This is a genomic window from Nocardia wallacei, assembly GCF_014466955.1.
Lineage (GTDB): Bacteria > Actinomycetota > Actinomycetes > Mycobacteriales > Mycobacteriaceae > Nocardia > Nocardia wallacei.
In genome coordinates this window covers 6483037-6501078 of record NZ_AP023396.1, presented here as the reverse complement: position 1 = coordinate 6501078, position 18042 = coordinate 6483037, and the positions used below count along the sequence as shown (strand labels likewise).

At 68.5% G+C, this 18042-nt stretch carries 17 protein-coding genes; 6 read left to right on the top strand and 11 right to left on the bottom strand.

From position 1 onward, the window contains the following. Positions 1-4: 4 nt before the first annotated feature. The 6 genes from NWFMUON74_RS36975 to NWFMUON74_RS28815 all read right to left on the bottom strand — a co-directional run bounded on the left by NWFMUON74_RS36975 (position 5) and on the right by NWFMUON74_RS28815 (position 6380). On the bottom strand, positions 5-211 hold the full coding sequence (locus tag NWFMUON74_RS36975; protein ID WP_425300558.1) for a DUF5919 domain-containing protein: 207 nt from the start codon (positions 209-211) through the stop codon (positions 5-7). A gap of 156 nt (positions 212-367) precedes the next feature. Then, a complete protein-coding gene (gene fadD11 / locus NWFMUON74_RS28835) occupies positions 368-2107 on the bottom strand; it encodes a fatty acid--CoA ligase FadD11 (RefSeq protein WP_187684883.1) in 1740 nt (579 codons plus the stop codon). Between the two features lie 5 nt (positions 2108-2112). Continuing rightward, complete coding sequence (locus NWFMUON74_RS28830; RefSeq protein ID WP_187684882.1) at positions 2113-2961, bottom strand: short-chain dehydrogenase/reductase; 849 nt, start codon at positions 2959-2961, stop codon at positions 2113-2115. Beyond that, on the bottom strand, positions 2958-4415 hold the full coding sequence (locus NWFMUON74_RS28825) for a flavin-containing monooxygenase (protein ID WP_187684881.1): 1458 nt from the start codon (positions 4413-4415) through the stop codon (positions 2958-2960). The genes NWFMUON74_RS28830 and NWFMUON74_RS28825 overlap by 4 nt, the downstream gene beginning before the upstream one ends. 31 nt (positions 4416-4446) lie before the next feature. Then, on the bottom strand, positions 4447-5487 hold the full coding sequence (locus tag NWFMUON74_RS28820; protein ID WP_187684880.1) for a PDR/VanB family oxidoreductase: 1041 nt from the start codon (positions 5485-5487) through the stop codon (positions 4447-4449). Continuing rightward, positions 5487-6380 (bottom strand): metal-dependent hydrolase, encoded by an 894-nt coding sequence (locus NWFMUON74_RS28815; protein WP_187684879.1) that lies wholly within the window; start codon positions 6378-6380, stop codon positions 5487-5489. Before NWFMUON74_RS28815 ends, NWFMUON74_RS28820 begins: the two co-directional genes overlap by 1 nt. 98 nt (positions 6381-6478) lie before the next feature. Between NWFMUON74_RS28815 and NWFMUON74_RS28810 the strand changes: the two genes are divergently transcribed. Then, positions 6479-7096: a TetR/AcrR family transcriptional regulator gene (locus NWFMUON74_RS28810; RefSeq protein ID WP_232110659.1), complete on the top strand. Its 618-nt coding sequence runs from the start codon at positions 6479-6481 to the stop codon at positions 7094-7096. Between the two features lie 203 nt (positions 7097-7299). On the opposite strand, the gene NWFMUON74_RS28805 is transcribed toward NWFMUON74_RS28810, so the two are convergent. Together NWFMUON74_RS28805 and NWFMUON74_RS28800 are read right to left on the bottom strand one after the other, a co-directional pair. After that, a complete protein-coding gene (locus tag NWFMUON74_RS28805; protein WP_187684878.1) occupies positions 7300-7461 on the bottom strand; it encodes a hypothetical protein in 162 nt (53 codons plus the stop codon). Between the two features lie 304 nt (positions 7462-7765). Further along, positions 7766-8764, bottom strand: a complete 999-nt coding sequence (locus NWFMUON74_RS28800; RefSeq protein WP_187684877.1) for an acyl-ACP desaturase — start codon at positions 8762-8764, stop codon at positions 7766-7768. Between the two features lie 273 nt (positions 8765-9037). On the opposite strand from NWFMUON74_RS28800, the gene NWFMUON74_RS28795 reads away from it, so the two are divergent. The 3 genes from NWFMUON74_RS28795 (at position 9038) to NWFMUON74_RS28785 (ending at position 12884) form a co-directional block, all read left to right on the top strand. Then, positions 9038-10279 carry a KasA/KasB family beta-ketoacyl-ACP synthase gene (locus tag NWFMUON74_RS28795; protein ID WP_187684876.1) on the top strand — a complete coding sequence of 414 codons (1242 nt, stop codon included), beginning with the start codon at positions 9038-9040 and terminating at the stop codon, positions 10277-10279. Between the two features lie 103 nt (positions 10280-10382). Further along, positions 10383-12251, top strand: a complete 1869-nt coding sequence (gene fadD32 / locus NWFMUON74_RS28790; RefSeq protein WP_187684875.1) for a long-chain-fatty-acid--AMP ligase FadD32 — start codon at positions 10383-10385, stop codon at positions 12249-12251. A gap of 24 nt (positions 12252-12275) precedes the next feature. Further along, positions 12276-12884: a hypothetical protein gene (locus NWFMUON74_RS28785; protein WP_187684874.1), complete on the top strand. Its 609-nt coding sequence runs from the start codon at positions 12276-12278 to the stop codon at positions 12882-12884. Positions 12885-12895: 11 nt separating this feature from the next. On the opposite strand, the gene NWFMUON74_RS28780 is transcribed toward NWFMUON74_RS28785, so the two are convergent. The 3 genes from NWFMUON74_RS28780 to NWFMUON74_RS28770 are packed head-to-tail and all read right to left on the bottom strand — an operon-like array spanning position 12896 to position 15202. Then, complete coding sequence (locus NWFMUON74_RS28780; RefSeq protein WP_187684873.1) at positions 12896-13225, bottom strand: cupin domain-containing protein; 330 nt, start codon at positions 13223-13225, stop codon at positions 12896-12898. Between the two features lie 58 nt (positions 13226-13283). After that, positions 13284-14033 (bottom strand): SDR family NAD(P)-dependent oxidoreductase, encoded by a 750-nt coding sequence (locus NWFMUON74_RS28775; RefSeq protein WP_197986928.1) that lies wholly within the window; start codon positions 14031-14033, stop codon positions 13284-13286. 2 nt (positions 14034-14035) lie between these two features. Continuing rightward, positions 14036-15202 (bottom strand): thiolase family protein, encoded by a 1167-nt coding sequence (locus tag NWFMUON74_RS28770; RefSeq protein WP_187684872.1) that lies wholly within the window; start codon positions 15200-15202, stop codon positions 14036-14038. A gap of 271 nt (positions 15203-15473) precedes the next feature. On the opposite strand from NWFMUON74_RS28770, the gene NWFMUON74_RS28765 reads away from it, so the two are divergent. Together NWFMUON74_RS28765 and NWFMUON74_RS28760 are read left to right on the top strand one after the other, a co-directional pair. Further along, the gene (locus tag NWFMUON74_RS28765; protein WP_187684871.1) at positions 15474-16979 is read left to right on the top strand and encodes a hypothetical protein; all 1506 of its coding nucleotides are present in this window, start codon (positions 15474-15476) and stop codon (positions 16977-16979) included. A gap of 30 nt (positions 16980-17009) precedes the next feature. Continuing rightward, entirely contained in the window at positions 17010-17849 is an 840-nt protein-coding gene (locus NWFMUON74_RS28760; protein ID WP_187684870.1) for a DUF72 domain-containing protein, read from the top strand. Positions 17850-18042 lie beyond the last annotated feature (193 nt).

The following is an 18042-nucleotide window of genomic DNA, read 5'->3' as shown; positions in this document are numbered from 1 at the left end:
GTAGTCACCTCCTGCGCACCCGCCCACATGGTTTCGAATATCTCGGCAAACGTATCGAAGAGCCCTGGCGCGGCGGACCTGCGGGCTCTCGGATGTGGTCCCCGTCCTGATCGAGGAAGAGACAGCGCAAGACTGCTCCGGACCTCAGCAATCGCATCAGATCGGTGTCGCAATAGTGCTGGCACAGCAGATTCAGGGAAAGGCCGACCATGTCGATACGGCTGGCATCCGTGAACAATGTGCTGGGTGGCAGCGCTTGCAAGAAGCCCGCGCGGCTGGTGTCTACTGAGCGCGGGTGCAGCGGACTGAATTTCGCTGCTGTTGTGCTGGGGAGTGGTCGTGACACATCCAGTCGCGGCCGGGGTGTTCAGCCCGGCTCCACCACCCCCACCCCCGGTTCCTCCGCGTACAGCTCCTCGATCTCCCTGGCGTACTTCTCCTCGATCACCCGCCGCTTGAGTTTCATGGTGGGGGTTAGTTCGTCGCCGCCTGGTTCCCAGGGGGCGGGGAGGATTCGGAAGCGTTTGATTTGTTCTACGCGGGACAGGGCGGCGTTTCCGGCGGCGATGCCTTGGGTGATTCGGGTGAGAAGCTCTGGGTCGCGGGGGGTTTCGGGGTCGAGGACTATGAGGGCGGTGTTGTAGGGGCGGGCGTCGCCGATGGTGGCTATGGCGCCGATGTGGCGGCAGTGGGCCTTGATGGTGTTTTCGATGTGGGCGGGGGACATGTTCTTGCCGGCCGCGTTGATGATGAGTTCTTTCTTGCGGTCGACGACGGTGAGGTAGCCGTGGTCGTCGATGGTGATGATGTCGCCGGTGTGCAGCCAGCCATCGGGATCGATTGCCTCGGCGGTCTTTTCCGGCTCGCCGCGGTAGCCCTTCATGACCAGAGGGCCGCGGACGAGGAGTTCGCCGTCGTCGGCGAGCCGGGCGGTCATGCCGGGGAGCATCGTGCCGACCGTGCCCAGCCGGGCCTGCTCGGGGTGGCTGATGCTGCAGATGCAGGTGAGTTCGGACATGCCCCAGATCTCGGTGATCGGGATGCCGAGCCCGGCGAAGAACGCGAGGGTTTCGCGGGGGATCGGCGCGGCGCCGGAGAGCGCCCAGCGGACCCTGTCCAGGCCCAGCTTGGCGCGCAACCCCGAGAGGATCAGTGCGTCGGCGCGCGCCCATTCGGCCTGGAGATCGGCGGGCACGGGTGTGCCGGAGATCTTGTGCTCGGCGTAGCGGCCCCCGACTTCCAGCGCCCCCTCGATGGCGGCGCGAGTCGGCTCCGGCTCGGCGGCCACCGCGAAACCGATCGCGGCCCGCAGCTTTTCCCACACCCTCGGAACCGCACCCCAGATGGTGGGACGAAGGTCGGCGAGCGCGGGACCGATCCGGCTCGGATCGTCGACACAGGTGATCTGGGTGCCGAAGACGAGCTGGAAGTACAGGGCCGTGAGCCGGTCGGCGATGTGCGCGGAGGGCAGGTAGGAGGTGATGGTGTCGCCGAAGCGGATTCCGAGCACCTCCTCGACGGCGTAACACTCGAAAAGCAGGTTGGCGTGGGTCGTTTCGACACCTTTGGGCGGTCCGGTGGTGCCCGAGGTGTAGATCAGCGTCGCCACGTCGTCGGGCCGCACCGCACGCCAGCTGCCGTCGAAGTCGAAATCCGGTGCACCGGAGGACATCAGCTCGGCGACGGAGATGGTTCCCGTCGGAGCTTCGTCCACGCACACGACGTGATCCAACGGCATCCCGCTCGCCCGCAGCCGGTCGACATACTGCGCCTCGCACATCACTACGCGCGCACCGGAATTGGTGAGCACGTGCGCGATCTGTTCCGCGGGCAGCGTGTTGTAGACGGAAAACGACGTGGCGCCGAGATGTTGGGCCCCGACCTCCAGCGGATAGAACTCGATGCGGTTGGCCATCATCAGCGCGACGGTGTCACCACGGCGCACCCCGAGCCCCGACAGTCCGGCCGCGACCGCACGAACCTTGTCGGCGTATTGGCGCCAGGTGAGCGTGTCGGCATCGCCCGGTGAGCGCAGCGCCACCGCGTCGGGCCGCTGCGCGGCATTGTGCTGGAAAGCGGCACAGAGTGTTTCGAAACGCGCGGTCATGCGGATCACCCACGCACCCGCTGCTCGACCCGGCGCACCAGTTCGTGCACCCGCGGATCGTTCGCCAGCCGGTTGTCCAGCACCACATTGATCGCCCCGCGCAACAGCGCGTAGACCTCCCAGCCGGCGGGCGCGACGGTGCGGGGCGCGCGGCGTTCGATCCCGTCGGCGATCACCTCGGCCGCCCGGCCGGCGGTGATGCGGGCGTTCAGCGGCCACGGCAGCATCTTGGCGAGGGCCTGGCCGAGGTCGTCACGGTCGAGGGTGCCGTGGGTCATCTCGGTGTCGACGATGCCGAAATACGCGATGCCCGCGCTCGCGCCGACGGCGGCGAGTTCCACGCGCAGCGCCCGGCCCAGCTGCTCGACCGCGGCCTTGCTGATCATGTACGGCGACCCGGCCATGCCGGGCGCGAACGCGGCGCAGGACGATACCACCACGACGTGCCCGTGCCCGGCGATCACATGATCCAGCGCCGGACGCACGGTGTTGAACACTCCCGTGAGATTGATGTCGACCACGCGATCGAACTCACGCCCGTCCATGGTGCGCAGCGTCGCGGGCCGGGGTACCACCCCCGCATTGGCGACGACGACATCCAAGCGCCCGAAATCCTCTGCGACCCTCGCGATCACGTCCCGCATACCGTCGCGGTCGGTGACATCGGCGGCGAAGGCCGCCGCGCGGACCCCCAGCCGGTCGGCCACCGCCGCCGCGCCGTCCTTGTCGATGTCGATGAGCGCGACCGACGCGCCACGGCGATACAGCAGCACCGCGAGTTCGCGGCCGATGCCCCGACCCGCACCGGTGATCGCGACCACCTTGCCCGCCACGGAATAGCTGGGGCCCTTCATTGCGCCACCTCGTAGGATCGTGTGTCGAATTTGGCTGTACGACTGCGGTATTCGAAACTCCAGTTGGGATACAGTCCGGCGTTGCGCCCGTCAGGTGTGGTGTAGTAGCTCGTGCAGCCGCCGGTGAGCCAGACGCTGTTCGTGCTGCGCCGGGCCATCTCGTCGAGAAATTTCTCCTGCACGTTCGGCCGCACCTCCACCCGGCGAGCGCCCGTGCGCCGCACTGTCCGCAACGCGTCGACGATGTAGGCGATCTGCGACTCGATCATATAGATCGCCGACTGATTTCCGGCCGCGCCGAACGGCCCGAGCGTCATGAAGAAGTTCGGGAAACCCGAGATGGCCACGCCCAGATAGCTTTGCGGCTGCTTGTGATACAGCTCCGCCACCGACAGCCCCTCCCGCCCCACATAACGCTCGTAGACCGTGGGGATGGGTGTGAACCCGGTGCCGAAGATGATGGTGTCGACCGGATGCTCGGTACCGTCGCGCAGCACGATCGACCGCGGCCGCACCTCGGCGATACCCGCGGTGATCACCTCCACATTGGGCCGGTCCAGGGCGGGGAAGTAGGCGTCGGAGAAGATGGCCCGCTTGCAGCCGATCACATAGTCCGGAGTCAGTTTCCGGCGCAACGCCGCATCACGCACCTGCCGCAGCAGCTGCCATCGCCCCAGCGCCTCGTACGGATGCCGGAAACGCTTGTCCACCAGCGAGATCAGTCCGAACGACTCGATCGCCGCATACCAGCCGCCCCGAACCGCCCGCTGCGCCAGCGGGATACGCCGCAGCAGCGACCGCTCCAGCGCCATTGTCGCCCGATCCATCCGGGGCACGATCCACGGCGCGGAGCGCTGGAACACCAGCAGCTTGCCGACCCGCGGCTGAATCTCGGGCACGAACTGCACCGCGGAGGCCCCGGTTCCGATCACCGCCACCCGCTCCCCGGTCAGGTCGTGTTCGTGATCCCAGTGCAGCGAATGGAAAGCCGTGCCCGCGAAGGAATCCAGGCCGGGCAGCGAAGGATACTTCGCCTCGGCGAAGATCCCGGCGGCCGAGATCAGGAAGTCCGCGGTCATCCGCCCGCGCGGTGTCTCGATGCGCCACACCGATTGCTCGTCGTCCCAGCGCGCGTCGAGCACCTCGGTATCGAAACGCATGTGCCGCAACACATCGTGGTCGGTCGCGACCGCGCGAAGGTAGTCGAGGATCTCCCGCTGCTTGCCGTAGGTGCGCGACCAGTCCGGGTTGGGCGCGAACGAGTAGCTGTACAGCTGTGAGGGCACGTCGCACGCGCAGCCCGGATAGGTGTTCGCCTGCCAGGTCCCCCCGAGGTCGGCGGCCCGCTCCAGCACGACGAAGTCGGTGAAACCGGCCTCGCGCAGCTTGACGGCCAGCCCGATACCGCCGAATCCGGCCCCGACGACGGCGATATGAGTGTGTTCGGCGCTCATCGGCGCACCTCCTGTCCGGGCGTCGTGGGCTTCACAGGTCGACCACCAGTTCGTCATCGGCGGCGCGGGAGACGCACACCAGCATGCGGTCGCGCCGATCCTGGTCGGTAAGGATGTGATCGCGATGGTCGACGGTCCCGCCCAGCACCCGCACCTCGCAGGTGCCGCAGTAGCCCTGCCGACACGAATATCCGATATCGGGCAGCTCGCGGCGAATCGCGGTCAGGGCGGTTTCGTCGGCCCCGACGTGAATCGTCTTCCCGCTGCGCGCCAGCCGCACGGCGAACTCCTTGCCGTCGACGATCGGCGGCGCGGAGAACCGCTCGGTGTGCAGTGAGCCGGTCGGATTGAGCTCGAACATGCACCGCTGCGCTGCGACGAGCATCGGCGGCGGACCGCAGACGTATACGGCCGCACCGGGTTTCGCGAGTCCGATCAACGCGGCCACATCGGGCGGCCCGCATTCGTCGTCGGGCCGGACATCCGCGCCCGGCAGTTCGTCCAGGAACGGCATGGTCGCACGCGAGCGCCCGGTGTACACCAGCCGCCCGCGCGACTTCGCGGCCTTGACCATCGGCAGGATCGCGGTGATGCCGATGCCCCCGGCGATGAACAGATACGACGGCGCGTCGACGAGGGCGAAGGCGTTGCGCGGGCCGCGAATACGCACGCGATCACCGGTTTTCAGCGCCTCGTGCACCTCGCGGGAGCCGCCGCCGCCGGGAATCAGTCGCACCGCGATCCGGTACCGGAACCGGTCGGCGGGGTCACCGCACAGCGAATACTGCCGCTGTCGCCCGGACGGCAGGAAGACATCGAGGTGCGCACCCGGTCGCCAGGTCGGCAAGGGCGACCCGTCGGGCGACCGCAACACCAGGCTCACCACATCGGTGGCTCGCCGCTCGACGGCCGAAACCACCAGCTCGGTGTCGAACCCGCTGCGTCGCAAGGGGTTCGGCCGGGACAGCAGCGGCGCGGCCGGACCGCTGACGAACACCCGCTTGTAGAGGTCCATGACCCCGCCGAGAATTCGCAGGCTCGGTGACGGCTCGGCCGCGAGTACCGTGTACATCAGCGGCTCGCCGCCCGGGCCGCCGGAGAATGCGCCAGATACCGCAGCGCCTTGTCCATCGAACCCAGCTGGGAGGGATGGAATCCCGGGCGCAGGTAGCGCGGCAGTTCGGTGAGGAACACCGTCCAGCTGGGGATGACGCCGCGCCGGGTGGCATTCAGGAATTGCAGTCCCCAGAACCGCCCCTTGTCCGCCGACGGATCCTTGCGGTACAGGTAGCCCGCCGAGAAGACGAACAGCGGCAGCAGTGTCACGGCGGCCAGGACGGCGGTGCGCGCCCGGCGCGCATAGCTGCCGTCGATGTGCATGAACGCGTCGTAGACGACGCTGCGATGCTCCACCTCCTCGGCGCCGTGCCAGCGGACCAGGTCCAGCATCGCCGGATGCATGCCCTTGGCCTCGAGAATCTCGGCATTCAGCAGCCATTCGCCGAGCACCGCCGTGTAGTGCTCCATACCGGCGAACAGCCCGAGGCGTTCTTTCAACCACTCCTGCTCGGCGCGGCCGGTGAGACCATGGCCGCCCAGCACCCGGTCGACCAGCCAGCCGATCTTGTCGATATAGGAGTCGACGTCCAGGCCGATGGACTGCAGATGCTCGCGCGCCGCCTCGTGACTGCCCGCGTGCATGGTCTCCTGGCCGACGAACCCGCGCACCGCCTCGCGCAGCCGCTCGTCCTCGATCTGCGGCAGCGCCTCGCTGAGCGCCTGGGCCATGGCCCGCTCGCCCTCCGGCAGCACCAGATGCATGACGTTGACGATGTGGGTGGCCAGCACCTCGCCCGGAATGTAATGCATCGGCACCGAGTCGAAGTCGAAGTGAACGTCGCGCGCGTTGATCGCGTGTGCTTCGTCGCGGTAGCGACGCTCCGCTGCGCCAGCCTGTAGAACCATGCCCAGACCGTACATCGCAACAAAATCTATTGCAATGTTGCGGCAACAAATTGGACTGATTTGTTGCACGAGGCGTCGTGCCTGCTACGGTTGAGGCCGTGGCCACCGCATCGAAACCCTCGCTGAGCCGCGTTGATGCCGTGGACGACAGTGAGACTCGGATCCTGGATGCGGCGCTGCGCCAATTCCAGAAGGTCGGTGTCAAGAAGACGACGATCGAGGATGTCGCCCGCCAGGCGGGGGTGGACCGGGTGACGGTCTATCGCCGGATGGGCTCGCGTGACGATCTGGTCCAGGCGGTCATCAATCGCGAAGTCACCGCGGTGCTCACCGAGATCTCGCAGATTCCCGAGCGACACGACGACATCTCGGATCTGATCGCCGACGTCTTCGTCACCGTCGTCACGCGCTGGCGCACCAATCCGCTCGTGGAGCGGATGCTGGCCGTCGAGCCGGAACGCGTCGTCATGAAACTCACCGTCGACGGTGCCACCACCTTCGCCATGTGCGTGTCCGCCACGGCCGCGGCGCTGGACGCGGCGGTTCAGCGCGGTCTGCTCGAACCGCCGCCGGACCTCATGACCCGCGCCGAGATCGTCTGCCGCGTCGTCCATTCCATGGTCCTCGCCCCCGAGGGTGTGGCGCGCCCGCACACCGACGCGGAGCTGTCGGCCTTTGCTCGAAACTATCTGGCGCCCATCGTCACCGGCCGTTGATGCCGCCCGCCGTCTCGCGGGTGATCTGAAAACCTTTGCGGAAGAAGTGAATCGACGCGCGGTCCGGGCGGTTCGGCCAGGGAAACCGAAACCCGGCCCGAATGGAGCCCGGGGCCGGGTGGGGAAGCGATGCCGCAGTGGACCGGGACCCGGTGGCGCCATGCCCGGCCGGGTACCGAGTCTGTGCGAGTCGAGGGCGGCCGTCAGTGACGGTCGGCGTGGATCCGGGCCAGCGCTTCGCGGACCTTGGTCAGGCGCTGCGGATCGGAGACGCGGAACTCGAAGTGCACAGTGTCCTTGGGTGCGCCGATCAGCGCTACGGAATCGCGATCCGTGGCACGGGTAGCGCGGGGTAGAGCAGTCATGCCTACAGTGTGCACCGAACGGCTATTTCCTGGCAATGTGTGTTGCGCCGCTTTTTCCCTGTGATACCAATTCGAAATGCTCGGAGAGGCAGTCTCTTACGCCGGAGCGGCGGCGCCGGGGCGAAATTCGGGGGCCGCCGCCAGCTAACTCGAGCGTCTGATTCACCGTCGTGCGGCCCGTCCGGAAGTGCGCTTCCGGACTCGAAAAACGGGCCGCGAGCGGCGGAAATGCCACGGGCAGGGCGGAATCGGAGGGGCGCGGGCGCGCAGGGCGGTGAGTCCGCTTGCGGCCGCGCCCGATCCGTCACGCCTCGGCGTTCACCAGTTCCCGCTTGCGGGCCTCCCGCGCCAGCGCCCGGTCACGCTGCTCCTCGAACCGCACGCAGTCCTGCTGGAGCCGGTCGAGGAACGCGCCGAGTTCGTTGCGCACCCGGTCGCCCCGCGCGGTGAAGTCATTGCGGTCGAACACGTTCCACTTGCGCAGCACCGGCAGCACCACTTCCTCCAGATGCTGGCGCAGATCGTAGATGCCGTGCTTGGCCATCAGCACGCCGTTGCGCCGCCAATCGGGCATGCCGGCGCCGGGCATCTGGAAGTTCTGCACGATGTCGTTGATCGCCTCGAGGGCTTGATCCGGCGTCAGATCCAGGGCGGCGCCGCACATATTGCGGTAGAAGATCATGTGCAGGTTCTCGTCGGCGGCGATGCGCTGCAACATGCGGTCGGCCACGGGATCGTCGCACACCCGGCCGGTATTGCGGTGCGAGACGCGGGTGGCCAGTTCCTGGAAGGTCACGTACGCCACCGAGTGCAGGAAGCCGGTGCCGGCGAGCATTTCGGTGGTGACCCGGCCGCTTTCCTGGAGCAGCTTCATGGCGTTGTAGCCGTGCGTCATATGGGCCATCCGGGCCTGTTCCAGCTTCACCGGATCCACGCCGCGGGTGACCACGAGGTAGTCGCGGATCACGATGCCGTGACGATTCTCCTCGGCGGTCCAGCGGCCGACCCAGGTGCCCCAGGCGCCGTCCTGGGAGAAGTTCTCGGAGATCTCGCGGTGGTAGGAGGGCAGATTGTCCTCAGTGAGCAGATTGGTGATCATGGCCGCGCGCGCGACCTCGCTCAGCCGTGATTGCCCCGGCTCCCAATCGAGCCCGCCCATCGCGGCGAAATTGCGGCCCTCGTCCCACGGTATGTAGTCGTGTGGGTGCCAGTCCTTGGCCATCGACAGATGCCGATCGACGTTCTGCTCGGCGACCGGTTCGAGTTCGAGGAGCAGTTCGAGCTGCGTCAGATTCCTCGCCACGGTGATGCCCTTCCTCGCTGTGCGGGTGAGACGTTGCGGATGGAAACCGGTACAGTGCAATTGCGACCGGATTGCTGCGCGTTCAGCGGCCGAGCCGGTCGGCTTCGCCTCGATAATCTAGACCCGCCTCGGCAGGGGGCTCGAGGCAGGTGTCACTCCCGCTTGTGTTCGCCGCAGTGTTGCCCAGAACCGCGTGTTGCTCAGAACCACAGTGTTGCTCAGAACCACAGTGTTGCCCAGCACCGCAGTGTTGCCACCGAAAGTGAGCCGAGAATGACGAGTTCCAGTCGCAGGTACCCCGACGTCGTCGTCACCAGTCTCGCGGCGACCACCTCGATCGCCGGCGACGTCGATTCGACGTGGAAAGGACTACTCCACGGTGAGAGCGGGATCGACGTCCTCGAGGACGAGTTCATCGAGCAGTTCGAGTTGCCGGTGCGCATCGGCGGGCATCTGAAGGTCAAGCCGGAGCAGGGTCTCACCCGCGAGGAGACCCGCAGGCTGTCCTACGTCGAGCAGATGGCGCTGGTGCTCGGCCGCGAGGCCTGGCGCAACGCCGGTAGCCCGGAGGTCGACCGGGAACGGCTCGGGGTGGCGATCGGCACCGGGCTGGGCGGCGCGGAGATGCTGGTCGACGTCAAGAAGAAGATGCACAACGCCGGATATCGGCGGGTGACGCCGCTGGCCATCCAGATGATCATGCCCAACGGCGCGGCCGCGGTGGTCGGGGTGGAGCTGGGGGCGAAAGCGGGTATCACGACACCGGTCTCGGCGTGTTCGTCCGGATCGGAGGCGATCGCGAACGCCTGGCGGATGATCGTGATGGGCGATGCCGACATGGTGGTCACCGGCGGCGTCGAGGGCTCCATCCAGGCGCTGCCGATCGCGGCGTTCACCATGATGCGGGCGATGAGCACGCGCAACGAGGAACCCAAGCGCGCCTCGCGCCCGTTCGACGTCGACCGCGACGGCTTCGTCTTCGGTGAGGCGGGCGCGATGATGGTGATCGAGACCGAGGAGCACGCCAGGGCCCGCGGCGCCACCATCCACGCCCGCCTGATGGGCGCCGGGATCACTTCCGACGCGTTCCATCTGGTGGCGCCCGATCTGGAGGGCAAGGGCGCGGCGCGGGCCATCACCCGCGCACTGGAAACCGCGGGACTGTCGAAAACCGATGTGACACATGTGAATGCGCATGCGACCGCCACCCCGATCGGCGACACCGCCGAGGCGAAGGCGATCAACGCGTCCATCGGCAACCACGCCTCGGTCTACGCGCCGAAATCCGCCCTCGGCCACTCCATCGGCGCGGTCGGGGCGCTCGAGGCGGTGCTCACCGTGCTGTCGATCCGCGACGGCGTCGTCCCGCCCACCCTCAATCTGGACAAGCTCGATCCGGAGATCGATCTCGACGTCGTGACCGGGCAGGCGCGGTCGGGCCGCATCGACTACGCGGTGAAGAACTCGTTCGGATTCGGCGGGCACAACGTGTCCCTGGCGTTCGGCCGATACTGAGCGGGCCCGGTCGAGGCGCCTGCTAATCTGCGCGTGCTTCGGTGTCGATCTGTGTGTTCGGTCATCGCACGACCTCGGGTACGTGCGTGAAAAAGGATAGGGAATGATCGGCGAGACCTTCGATGACTATCTGGACGAGCAAGGCAACATCAAGATCCTGGGCGACGCGACCCTGATCGATTTCGTCGACAAGCACAGCGCGGCGAACGGGGACGAGCTGGCCTACCGCTACATCGACTATTCACGCGAGCGCGACGGTGAGTATCACGAACTCACCTGGCGGCAGTTCGGCGTGCGATTGCGAGCGGTGGCCGCGCGGCTGCAACAGGTGACGCGCCCGCGTGACCGGGTGGCGATCCTGGCGCCCCAGGGCCTGGACTACGTGGTCGGCATGTTCGCCGCCGTGTACGCGGGCAATATCGCTGTGCCGCTGTTCGATCCGGACGAGCCCGGCCACACCGACCGCCTGCACGCGGTCCTCGGTGACTGTGAGCCGACGGCCATCCTGACGGCCAGTTCGGCGGCGGCCGGGGTGCGGGAGTTCTTCCGCGCGCTGCCACCCGCGCAGCGCCCCCGCATCATCGCCGTGGACGCGATCCCCGACAGCGTCGGCGCGAGCTGGTCCGAGCCCGAGATCAATATCGACAGCGTGGCCTACCTGCAGTACACCTCGGGGTCCACCCGGACACCGGCCGGGGTGGAGATCACCCACCGCGCGGTCGGCACGAATCTGCTGCAGATGATCGACGCGCTGGGTATCGAGGAAGGCACGCGCGGCGTCACCTGGCTGCCGCTGTTCCACGACATGGGGCTGCTGTGCGTGATCCTGCCGGCCATCGGCGGCAAGTTCATCACCATCATGTCACCGAGCGCGTTCGTGCGCCGGCCCTACCGGTGGATCAAGGAACTGGCCGCGCACTCCGACGGTGCCGGAACCTATGCCGCCGCACCGAATTTCGCGTTCGAGCACGCCGCGGTGCGCGGGCTGCCGAAGGCCGGGGAGGACCTGGACCTGTCGAACGTGATCGGGCTGATCAACGGCAGCGAACCGGTCTCGGTGTCCTCGATGCAGAAGTTCAACGACGCGTTCGCGCCCTACGGACTGCCGAAGACGGCGATCAAACCGTGCTACGGGATGGCGGAGGCGACGCTGTTCGTCTCGGCGACCAAGCGCGACGACCAGGCCAAGGTAGTCTACGTCGACCGTGGTGAACTCAACGCGGGGCGCATGGTCGAGGTGGACCCGGACGCGGAAGACGCTGTGGCGCAGGTGTCCTGCGGCCACGTGGCGCGCTCGCAGTGGGCGGTCATCGTGGATCCGGAGACGGGCGCCGAGCGGCCCGACGGCGAGGTCGGCGAGATCTGGCTGCACGGCGAGAACATGGGCATCGGATACTGGGGACGGCCCGAGGAGACCGAGGCCACCTTCGGCAACCGGCTTACCGACCGGCAGCCCCGCAGCCACGCCGAAGGCACCGCGCCGGACGCGAAGTGGATGCGCACCGGTGATTTCGGTGTCTATCACGACGACGAGCTGTACATCACCGGCCGGGTGAAGGATCTGGTGATCGTCGACGGCCGCAATCACTACCCGCAGGATCTGGAGATGTCGGCGCAGGAGTCGTCGGGCGCGCTGCGGCCCGGGTTCGTGGCGGCATTCTCGGTGGGCGCCGACGAGGTACCGGGCACGGTGCTCGAAGGGAGCTCCGGCACCGAGCATTTGGTGATCGTCGCCGAAAGGGGCAGTGGCGCCGCCAAACTCGATCCCGAGCCGATCGCCGAGACCGTCCGCGGCGCCATCGCCAAGCGGCACGGGGTCACGGTGCGGGATCTGCTGCTGGTGCCCGCGGGATCCATTCCGCGCACCTCCAGCGGCAAGATCGCCCGCCGGGCCTGCAAGACGGCCTACCTGGCGGGAACGCTGCGCGGCGGCTACCGCCAGCAGGCGTTCCCGGACGCGAGCGACGACTGAGGTGGTGCGGTAGCGTGCCCCCTCATGACCTCGGGGACTAGCCCATTCCTGGCCGCGCTGACCGACTTCGAACACACGGTGCGGGCCGATGACGTCCGGGCGACCAGGGCCGCGCACGAGGCGCTCGCGCGGGCCCTGGACACCGTCACACCCGAGGAGTTGGCGGTGGCCGGTCCGCGGCTGGCGGCCGTGCTCGACGCCGTGCCGCTGGGCGGGCAGGCGAATATCGCGGTCCTGATCGGTGCGTGTGTGGACAACGGGGCGGACGCGACCGTCTGCGGCCCGCCGGTGCTCACCGGTCTGATCGTGAATCTCGGCTACGCCGTGGGTTTCGCGCGGGCCTGGCTCGATCGGGTGGGCGGCGAGCTGCCCGACCCGGACGGCGAGCTGCCGCCGGAACTGCTCGACATGGGCGCGGTGGAGGTGGTGCTGTCGTGGTGGACCCTCGACGGGTGGGTCCGCGCGGGCCTGGATTTCCTGCGGCGTCCGGAGATTCGGCACGGACTCGACCGGGAAACCCTCGACCACCTGAGCGCGCTGCACACCGATCTCACCGAACTCACCGGCCGCCGGTACGACGAACTCGCCGCGGTGCTGGCTGGAACGGAGGCCCCACCGGCGGCCGGCGAATAGCGGCGAATAACTCAGCCCTCGGGATAGAACAGGAACAGCGTGCAGCCCTCGGTCGACTGCGGCACGTGTGACGAACCGGCCGGGGCGTGGATGAACGACCCTGCCGGATAGTCACGGAATCCGTCGTTGAAGGTGCCCTCGACCACGTAGACCTCCTCGGGGCCGGGCTGGTGCACGTCGATGCCCTCCCAGGAGGTGCCCGGGTCCATCTTCAGTACGAGTGCCTTCGCGCCGTTGCTCCCGGACCACAGCGGGTGCAGCCGGATGCCCGGGAACAGCTCGCGTACAGGCGCGTTCGCGACGGAATTCCATTCGTAGCCGGGGTGCTCGGTAATCGTCATGTCAGCAGCAACCGGGCCGATTGCTGACTTTATTCCGGGATAGTCCGCTCGGTTCCGGTCAAGCCCGCCAGAGCCGCTCGCCCGCACGCGAGATCACGATGTTCGGCACCACCGCTCGCGCCGACAGCCGCGAGATGGCCAGCACCAGTTCGGCGATGTCGGCGGTGGGGAGCATGGCGGCCGGGTCGAGTTCGCCGTGCTTCCAGGCACTCATGTCGGTGTCGACGTAGCCGGGGGACAGGGCGGTGGCGCTGACGCCGTGCGCCGATTCCTCCAGCGAGATTGTCTCGCACAGCGAGATGAGCGCGGCCTTGGTCGCGCCGTAGGCGGCCAGGCCCGCCTCGCCCGCCACACCCGTGATCGAGGCGATCGCAACGATTTTGGCGCCGCGCTGCGGTTCGGCGGCGGCGCGGGCGCGCAGCAGCGGCAGCGCTGCCTGGATGAGGGTGAGCGGGGCGCGGAAGTTCACGTCGAGCATGCGTTCGCGTGCCTTGGCGGTCAGGTTCGCGACGGGGGCCGCGGTGCCGGTGCCGGCACTGAGCACCAGCAGGTCCAGGCCGCCGCACCGGTCGGCATGGGCGTCGACCAGCGCCGTGATCCGGTCCGGGTCGACCATGTCGGCCGCGACCGGATACACCTGCGCGCCGGTCTCGGCGCGCAGCCGCCGCGCGGTGTCGGTCAGGGTGTCCGCCGTGCGCGCGGCGATGGTCACGGAATATCCCTCACCGGCCAGCCGCCGCGCGATCTCCGCGCCGATGCCGCGCGAGCCACCGGTGACCAGGGCGCTGCGCTTGTCGTCCTCGGCCACGCTCAGAGCCGTTCGACCACGGTGGCGTTGGCCAGTCCGCCCGCCTCGCACATGGTCATCAGGCCGTAGCGGCCGCCGCTCTGCTCGAGGTGGTTGACCAGGGTGGCGAGAATGCGGGTGCCCGACGCGCCCAGCGGGTGGCCCAGTGCGATGGCGCCGCCGCGCGGGTTCAGCCTGGCCGGGTCGGCGTCGAGTTCGTGCGCCCACACCAGCGGCACCGGTGCGAACGCCTCGTTCACCTCGTAGGCGTCGATGTCCTCGATCGACAAACCGCCGCGCGCCAGCACCTTTCGGGTCGCGGGGACGACGGCGGTGAGCATCAGCAGCGGGTCGTCGCCGGTCACGGCGAACGAGTGGAAGCGGGCGCGGGGGCGCAGCCCGAGCTGGTTCGCCTTCTCCTCGCTCATGATCAGCGCCGCGGAGGCGCCGTCGGTCAGCGGCGACGAATTGCCCGGTGTGATGGACCATTCGATCTCCGGGAAGCGCGCCTTGTACTCGGCGTCGGCGAACGCGGGCCGCAGCCCGGCCAGCGCCTCGACCGTGGTCGCGGGCCGGATGGTCTCGTCGGCCGTCAGCTCACCGGCCGCGACGAGTTCGTTCGCGAAGCCGCCGGCGGCCGCGGTGTCGGCGGCCAGGCGGTGGGAGCGGGCGGCGAACTCGTCCAGCGTGGCCCGGTCCAGCTTCCAGCGTGCCGCGATCACCTCCGCCGAAATGCCCTGCTGCACAAGGCCGAACGGATAGCGGTGGGCGATCGGGCCGCGGTTGGCGTCCGCGCCCTGCGCGTTGGAGAACATCGGCACCCGGCTCATCGACTCCACACCGCAGGCGATCGCGATGTCGTAGGCGCCGGCGATGACGCCCTGCGCGGCGAAATGCGCGGCCTGCTGGCTGGATCCGCACTGCCGGTCGACCGTGGTGGCCGGGACCGACTCCGGGAACCCGGCGGCCAGCACCGCTGTCCGGCCGATGTTGAACGCCTGTTCGCCGCTCTGCGTGACGCAGCCGGTGACCACGTCGTCGATCAGCGCCGGATCCAGATCGTTGCGCGAGATCAGCTCACCCAGCACGCCGGCCAGTAGCGTCGCCGGGTGTACCTGCGACAAGCCGCCCCCGGCCTTGCCCTTGCCGGACGGGGTCCGGACCACGTCGACGATCACAGCCGAGCTCATAGCCACTCCGATCATTCAGGGGAGATACCGGATTAAGTTAACACGGATTCTTGTCGGGTCGAAGGGGTGTGCCTTGGCCTGCAGGTAGGATCCGGCCAGAAGTGAGCCCCTCGCGGAGCGGCACGAGGAGGGCCGCCGCGGCGCGGCGCGTGTCCGGATGCTGTCCGCCCGATCCGAGCACCGGCGCAAGCCAATCTGTGGCAGACTCGCCACGGTAGATGCGGCCGCTCGACGACCGTGTGTGGAAGGTGATGCGGGAGTTGAGGTTGCGATGGAGTTGAGCGCCATCGAGCAGCAGGTATCCGACGACAGACGGACCGCCGCCGCCGAGCGATCACCCGAGGCCGAGCTGCGATTGGCCACCTCACTGTGCGAGCTGGCCCGGGCCTTCCTGGCCACCAAGGAGCAGGGTGCGGGCCGGGATCGCGCGCCGGCCGCGCTGGAGCCGGCCCAGGAGGCCGTGCTGATCCGGCTGCGGTGGCTGGCCAACGGGCATGTCAGCGCGCAGTTCGCCGGACAGGTGCAGGAGGCGCTGCGCCTGTTCGAGCAGGCCGCGCGCACCATCGGGCATCGCGAGCTGGCCACCTCGACCATCCGCCAGGCGTGCGACGCCTACCATCATGTGGCCCAGCGCTATCCGATGGCGGCCGGAGTGTGCGCCGACGGGTTGTCCAAGTGCGGGGTCTGGCTGTGTCGGCTCGATCCCGAGTCCGCCGTCGCGGCCAGCTCCGAGGCGGTGCGCATTCGTGCCGGGCTGTTCGCCACCGAACCGGATTCCGCCGGTCGCTACCTGGCCAGCCTGAACATGTTGCTGCGCACCTTGATGATCGGCCGCCCGCGCAAGCAGGCGCTGGCCATGTATCGCGAGCGCTACTCGGCGTGGACCACCCAGGCGATGGCGACCCGATTGCGGGAAATCCGCATCGAGGACGTCGACTTCACCAGCAAGACCCGGGCCGCGCTGGTCAAGCTGGAATGCCCGACGCTGGAACGGGCCGGATATCTCACCCAGCAGCAGATCCTGTACCAGACCTCCGGCGACCTCACCACGATCGAGGAGATCAACTGGAAGCTCGGCCTGGTCGGGCTGAAACCGCTGGCGGCGGGTGCGCTGGCCGACCCGCCGTCCAAGCCGGTGGAGATCGGCAGCTCCTTCGGCGCGCTGAGCGTGCGCTGCGCCGCGCCCGACGCGCTGCTGCAGGTGCGCGCGGCGGTGATCGCGGCCTACGAGGCCGACGGCGCCTTCCCGGCCGACAGCGCGGTGTTCCAGGGGGTGCACGAAACCCATTGGCACATCCCGGATCCCGAACTCAACCTGGCCGAACGCCTCGGCGACGACGTGGTGCTGATCGAACGCTCCGGCGGCAGCTGGATCTCGGTGATGAGCCTGCACTGGGAACTCACGCCGGTCGGCAGGCACCCACTGGCGCAGCGGCTTTCGCAGCGCTGGCCGGTGATCGCGGTGAACACCACCGAGAACATGTCCTACGAGTTGTGCTGGTACGCCGACGGCGTCGCCACCCAGTACGCGGCCCTGGGCCGCCCCGCCGGGCAGCCGCCGCTCGAAGAACCGCTGGCGCCACTGGATTTCGCGGCGCTCGCCGATTACGGCGCCGACTACGCCTCCGAGACCCAGGTGCGTTCGGCGTTCGGCAACAGCCCGATGTTCGCCAAGCTGACCCATCTGCCGGTCAGCGGCATCCGGCAGGCCGGGCAGTCCCGCCCGCTGGCCGACTACGGCGAGCAGGTCCTGTTCTTCCAGCGGGGCCGGGACTGATTGTCGGCCGCCGGGACTAGCCTGTGACCCATGCGGCTTCACGTGGGTTGTGCGCAGTGGACGCACTCGGCCTGGGCGGATCGCCAGCCCAATCCGCGAGAGCGGCTGCGGTCGTACGCGCAGTGGTGCAATGCCGTCGAGGGCAACACCACCTTCTACGCGACGCCCGCGCCGGACACGGTCCGCTCGTGGGCGGCGCAGACCGACCCGGATTTCCGCTTCGTGCCGAAGCTGCCGAAACCCGTTACCCACGAACGCCGGATGTCCGGCACCGACGGCCCGCTGCGCGAATTCCTCACGGCCATGGAGCCGTTGGGTCCGCGCGTGCATGCGCTGTGGGTGCAGCTACCGGCCTCCTTCGGCCCCGGCGAACTCGGCGCGCTGGCCGCGCTGCTGCGAGAGCTGCCCGCGCAGTACCGGTACGCGGTCGAGGTGCGCCACCGTGCCTTCTTCGAAGAGGAGCGAACCGCGCGGCAACTCGAGCAGGTATTGGAACGCGCGGGCGCCGAATGGCTGCCGTTCGACACCACCACCTTGTTCGCCGCCCGGCCGACGAGTCCCGGTGAACGCGAGGCCTGGTCGAAGAAGCCCCGCCTGCCCCGCCGCACCCGAGCCCTCACCGACCACCCGATCGTCCGCTACCACGGCCGCGACGACAGCGCCGCCACCATCGCGGGCTGGCGCCCCTGGCTCGACATCGTCACCACCTGGCTGGCGGAGGGCCGTTCCCCGACCCTGTTCGTCCACACCCCCGACAACGCCGAATCCCGCACGCTCGCCCGCCGCTTCCACGCCGACATCCGTGCCCGGGTACCGAACCTGGCCCCGCTACCGGAACCCGTCCCCACCACCCCCATGACCCTGTTCTGACCGATTCCGCGACGCCCCCGGCTACCGTGCGGCGGACCGGATCGACGCCCTGCTCCCGCCGACAGCCGAGACAGGCCGCCACCCTCGAGGTCGTGACCACCGTGCCGGTGGCGCGGGTCGCGGATATTGTTGTCGCACACGTGAGCTAGCGGAGCGGGGAAACGGCTTGCGGGGCGTGATGTCGTGATCTGTA

Bases quoted from the DNA above. Each gene is read 5' to 3' on its own strand.
- fadD32 (WP_187684875.1), top strand. From the start codon at position 10,383: ATGATCGGCGAGACCTTCGATGACTATCTGGACGAGCAAGGCAACATC.
- NWFMUON74_RS28830 (WP_187684882.1), bottom strand. From the start codon at position 2,961: ATGAAGGGCCCCAGCTATTCCGTGGCGGGCAAGGTGGTCGCGATCACC.
- NWFMUON74_RS28815 (WP_187684879.1), bottom strand. From the start codon at position 6,380: ATGGTTCTACAGGCTGGCGCAGCGGAGCGTCGCTACCGCGACGAAGCA.
- NWFMUON74_RS28795 (WP_187684876.1), top strand. From the start codon at position 9,038: ATGACGAGTTCCAGTCGCAGGTACCCCGACGTCGTCGTCACCAGTCTC.
- NWFMUON74_RS28765 (WP_187684871.1), top strand. From the start codon at position 15,474: ATGGAGTTGAGCGCCATCGAGCAGCAGGTATCCGACGACAGACGGACC.
- NWFMUON74_RS28820 (WP_187684880.1), bottom strand. From the start codon at position 5,487: ATGTACACGGTACTCGCGGCCGAGCCGTCACCGAGCCTGCGAATTCTC.
- NWFMUON74_RS36975 (WP_425300558.1), bottom strand. From the start codon at position 211: ATGGTCGGCCTTTCCCTGAATCTGCTGTGCCAGCACTATTGCGACACC.
- NWFMUON74_RS28780 (WP_187684873.1), bottom strand. From the start codon at position 13,225: ATGACGATTACCGAGCACCCCGGCTACGAATGGAATTCCGTCGCGAAC.
- NWFMUON74_RS28760 (WP_187684870.1), top strand. From the start codon at position 17,010: ATGCGGCTTCACGTGGGTTGTGCGCAGTGGACGCACTCGGCCTGGGCG.
- fadD11 (WP_187684883.1), bottom strand. From the start codon at position 2,107: ATGACCGCGCGTTTCGAAACACTCTGTGCCGCTTTCCAGCACAATGCC.
- NWFMUON74_RS28770 (WP_187684872.1), bottom strand. From the start codon at position 15,202: ATGAGCTCGGCTGTGATCGTCGACGTGGTCCGGACCCCGTCCGGCAAG.
- NWFMUON74_RS28785 (WP_187684874.1), top strand. From the start codon at position 12,276: ATGACCTCGGGGACTAGCCCATTCCTGGCCGCGCTGACCGACTTCGAA.
- NWFMUON74_RS28825 (WP_187684881.1), bottom strand. From the start codon at position 4,415: ATGAGCGCCGAACACACTCATATCGCCGTCGTCGGGGCCGGATTCGGC.
- NWFMUON74_RS28805 (WP_187684878.1), bottom strand. From the start codon at position 7,461: ATGACTGCTCTACCCCGCGCTACCCGTGCCACGGATCGCGATTCCGTA.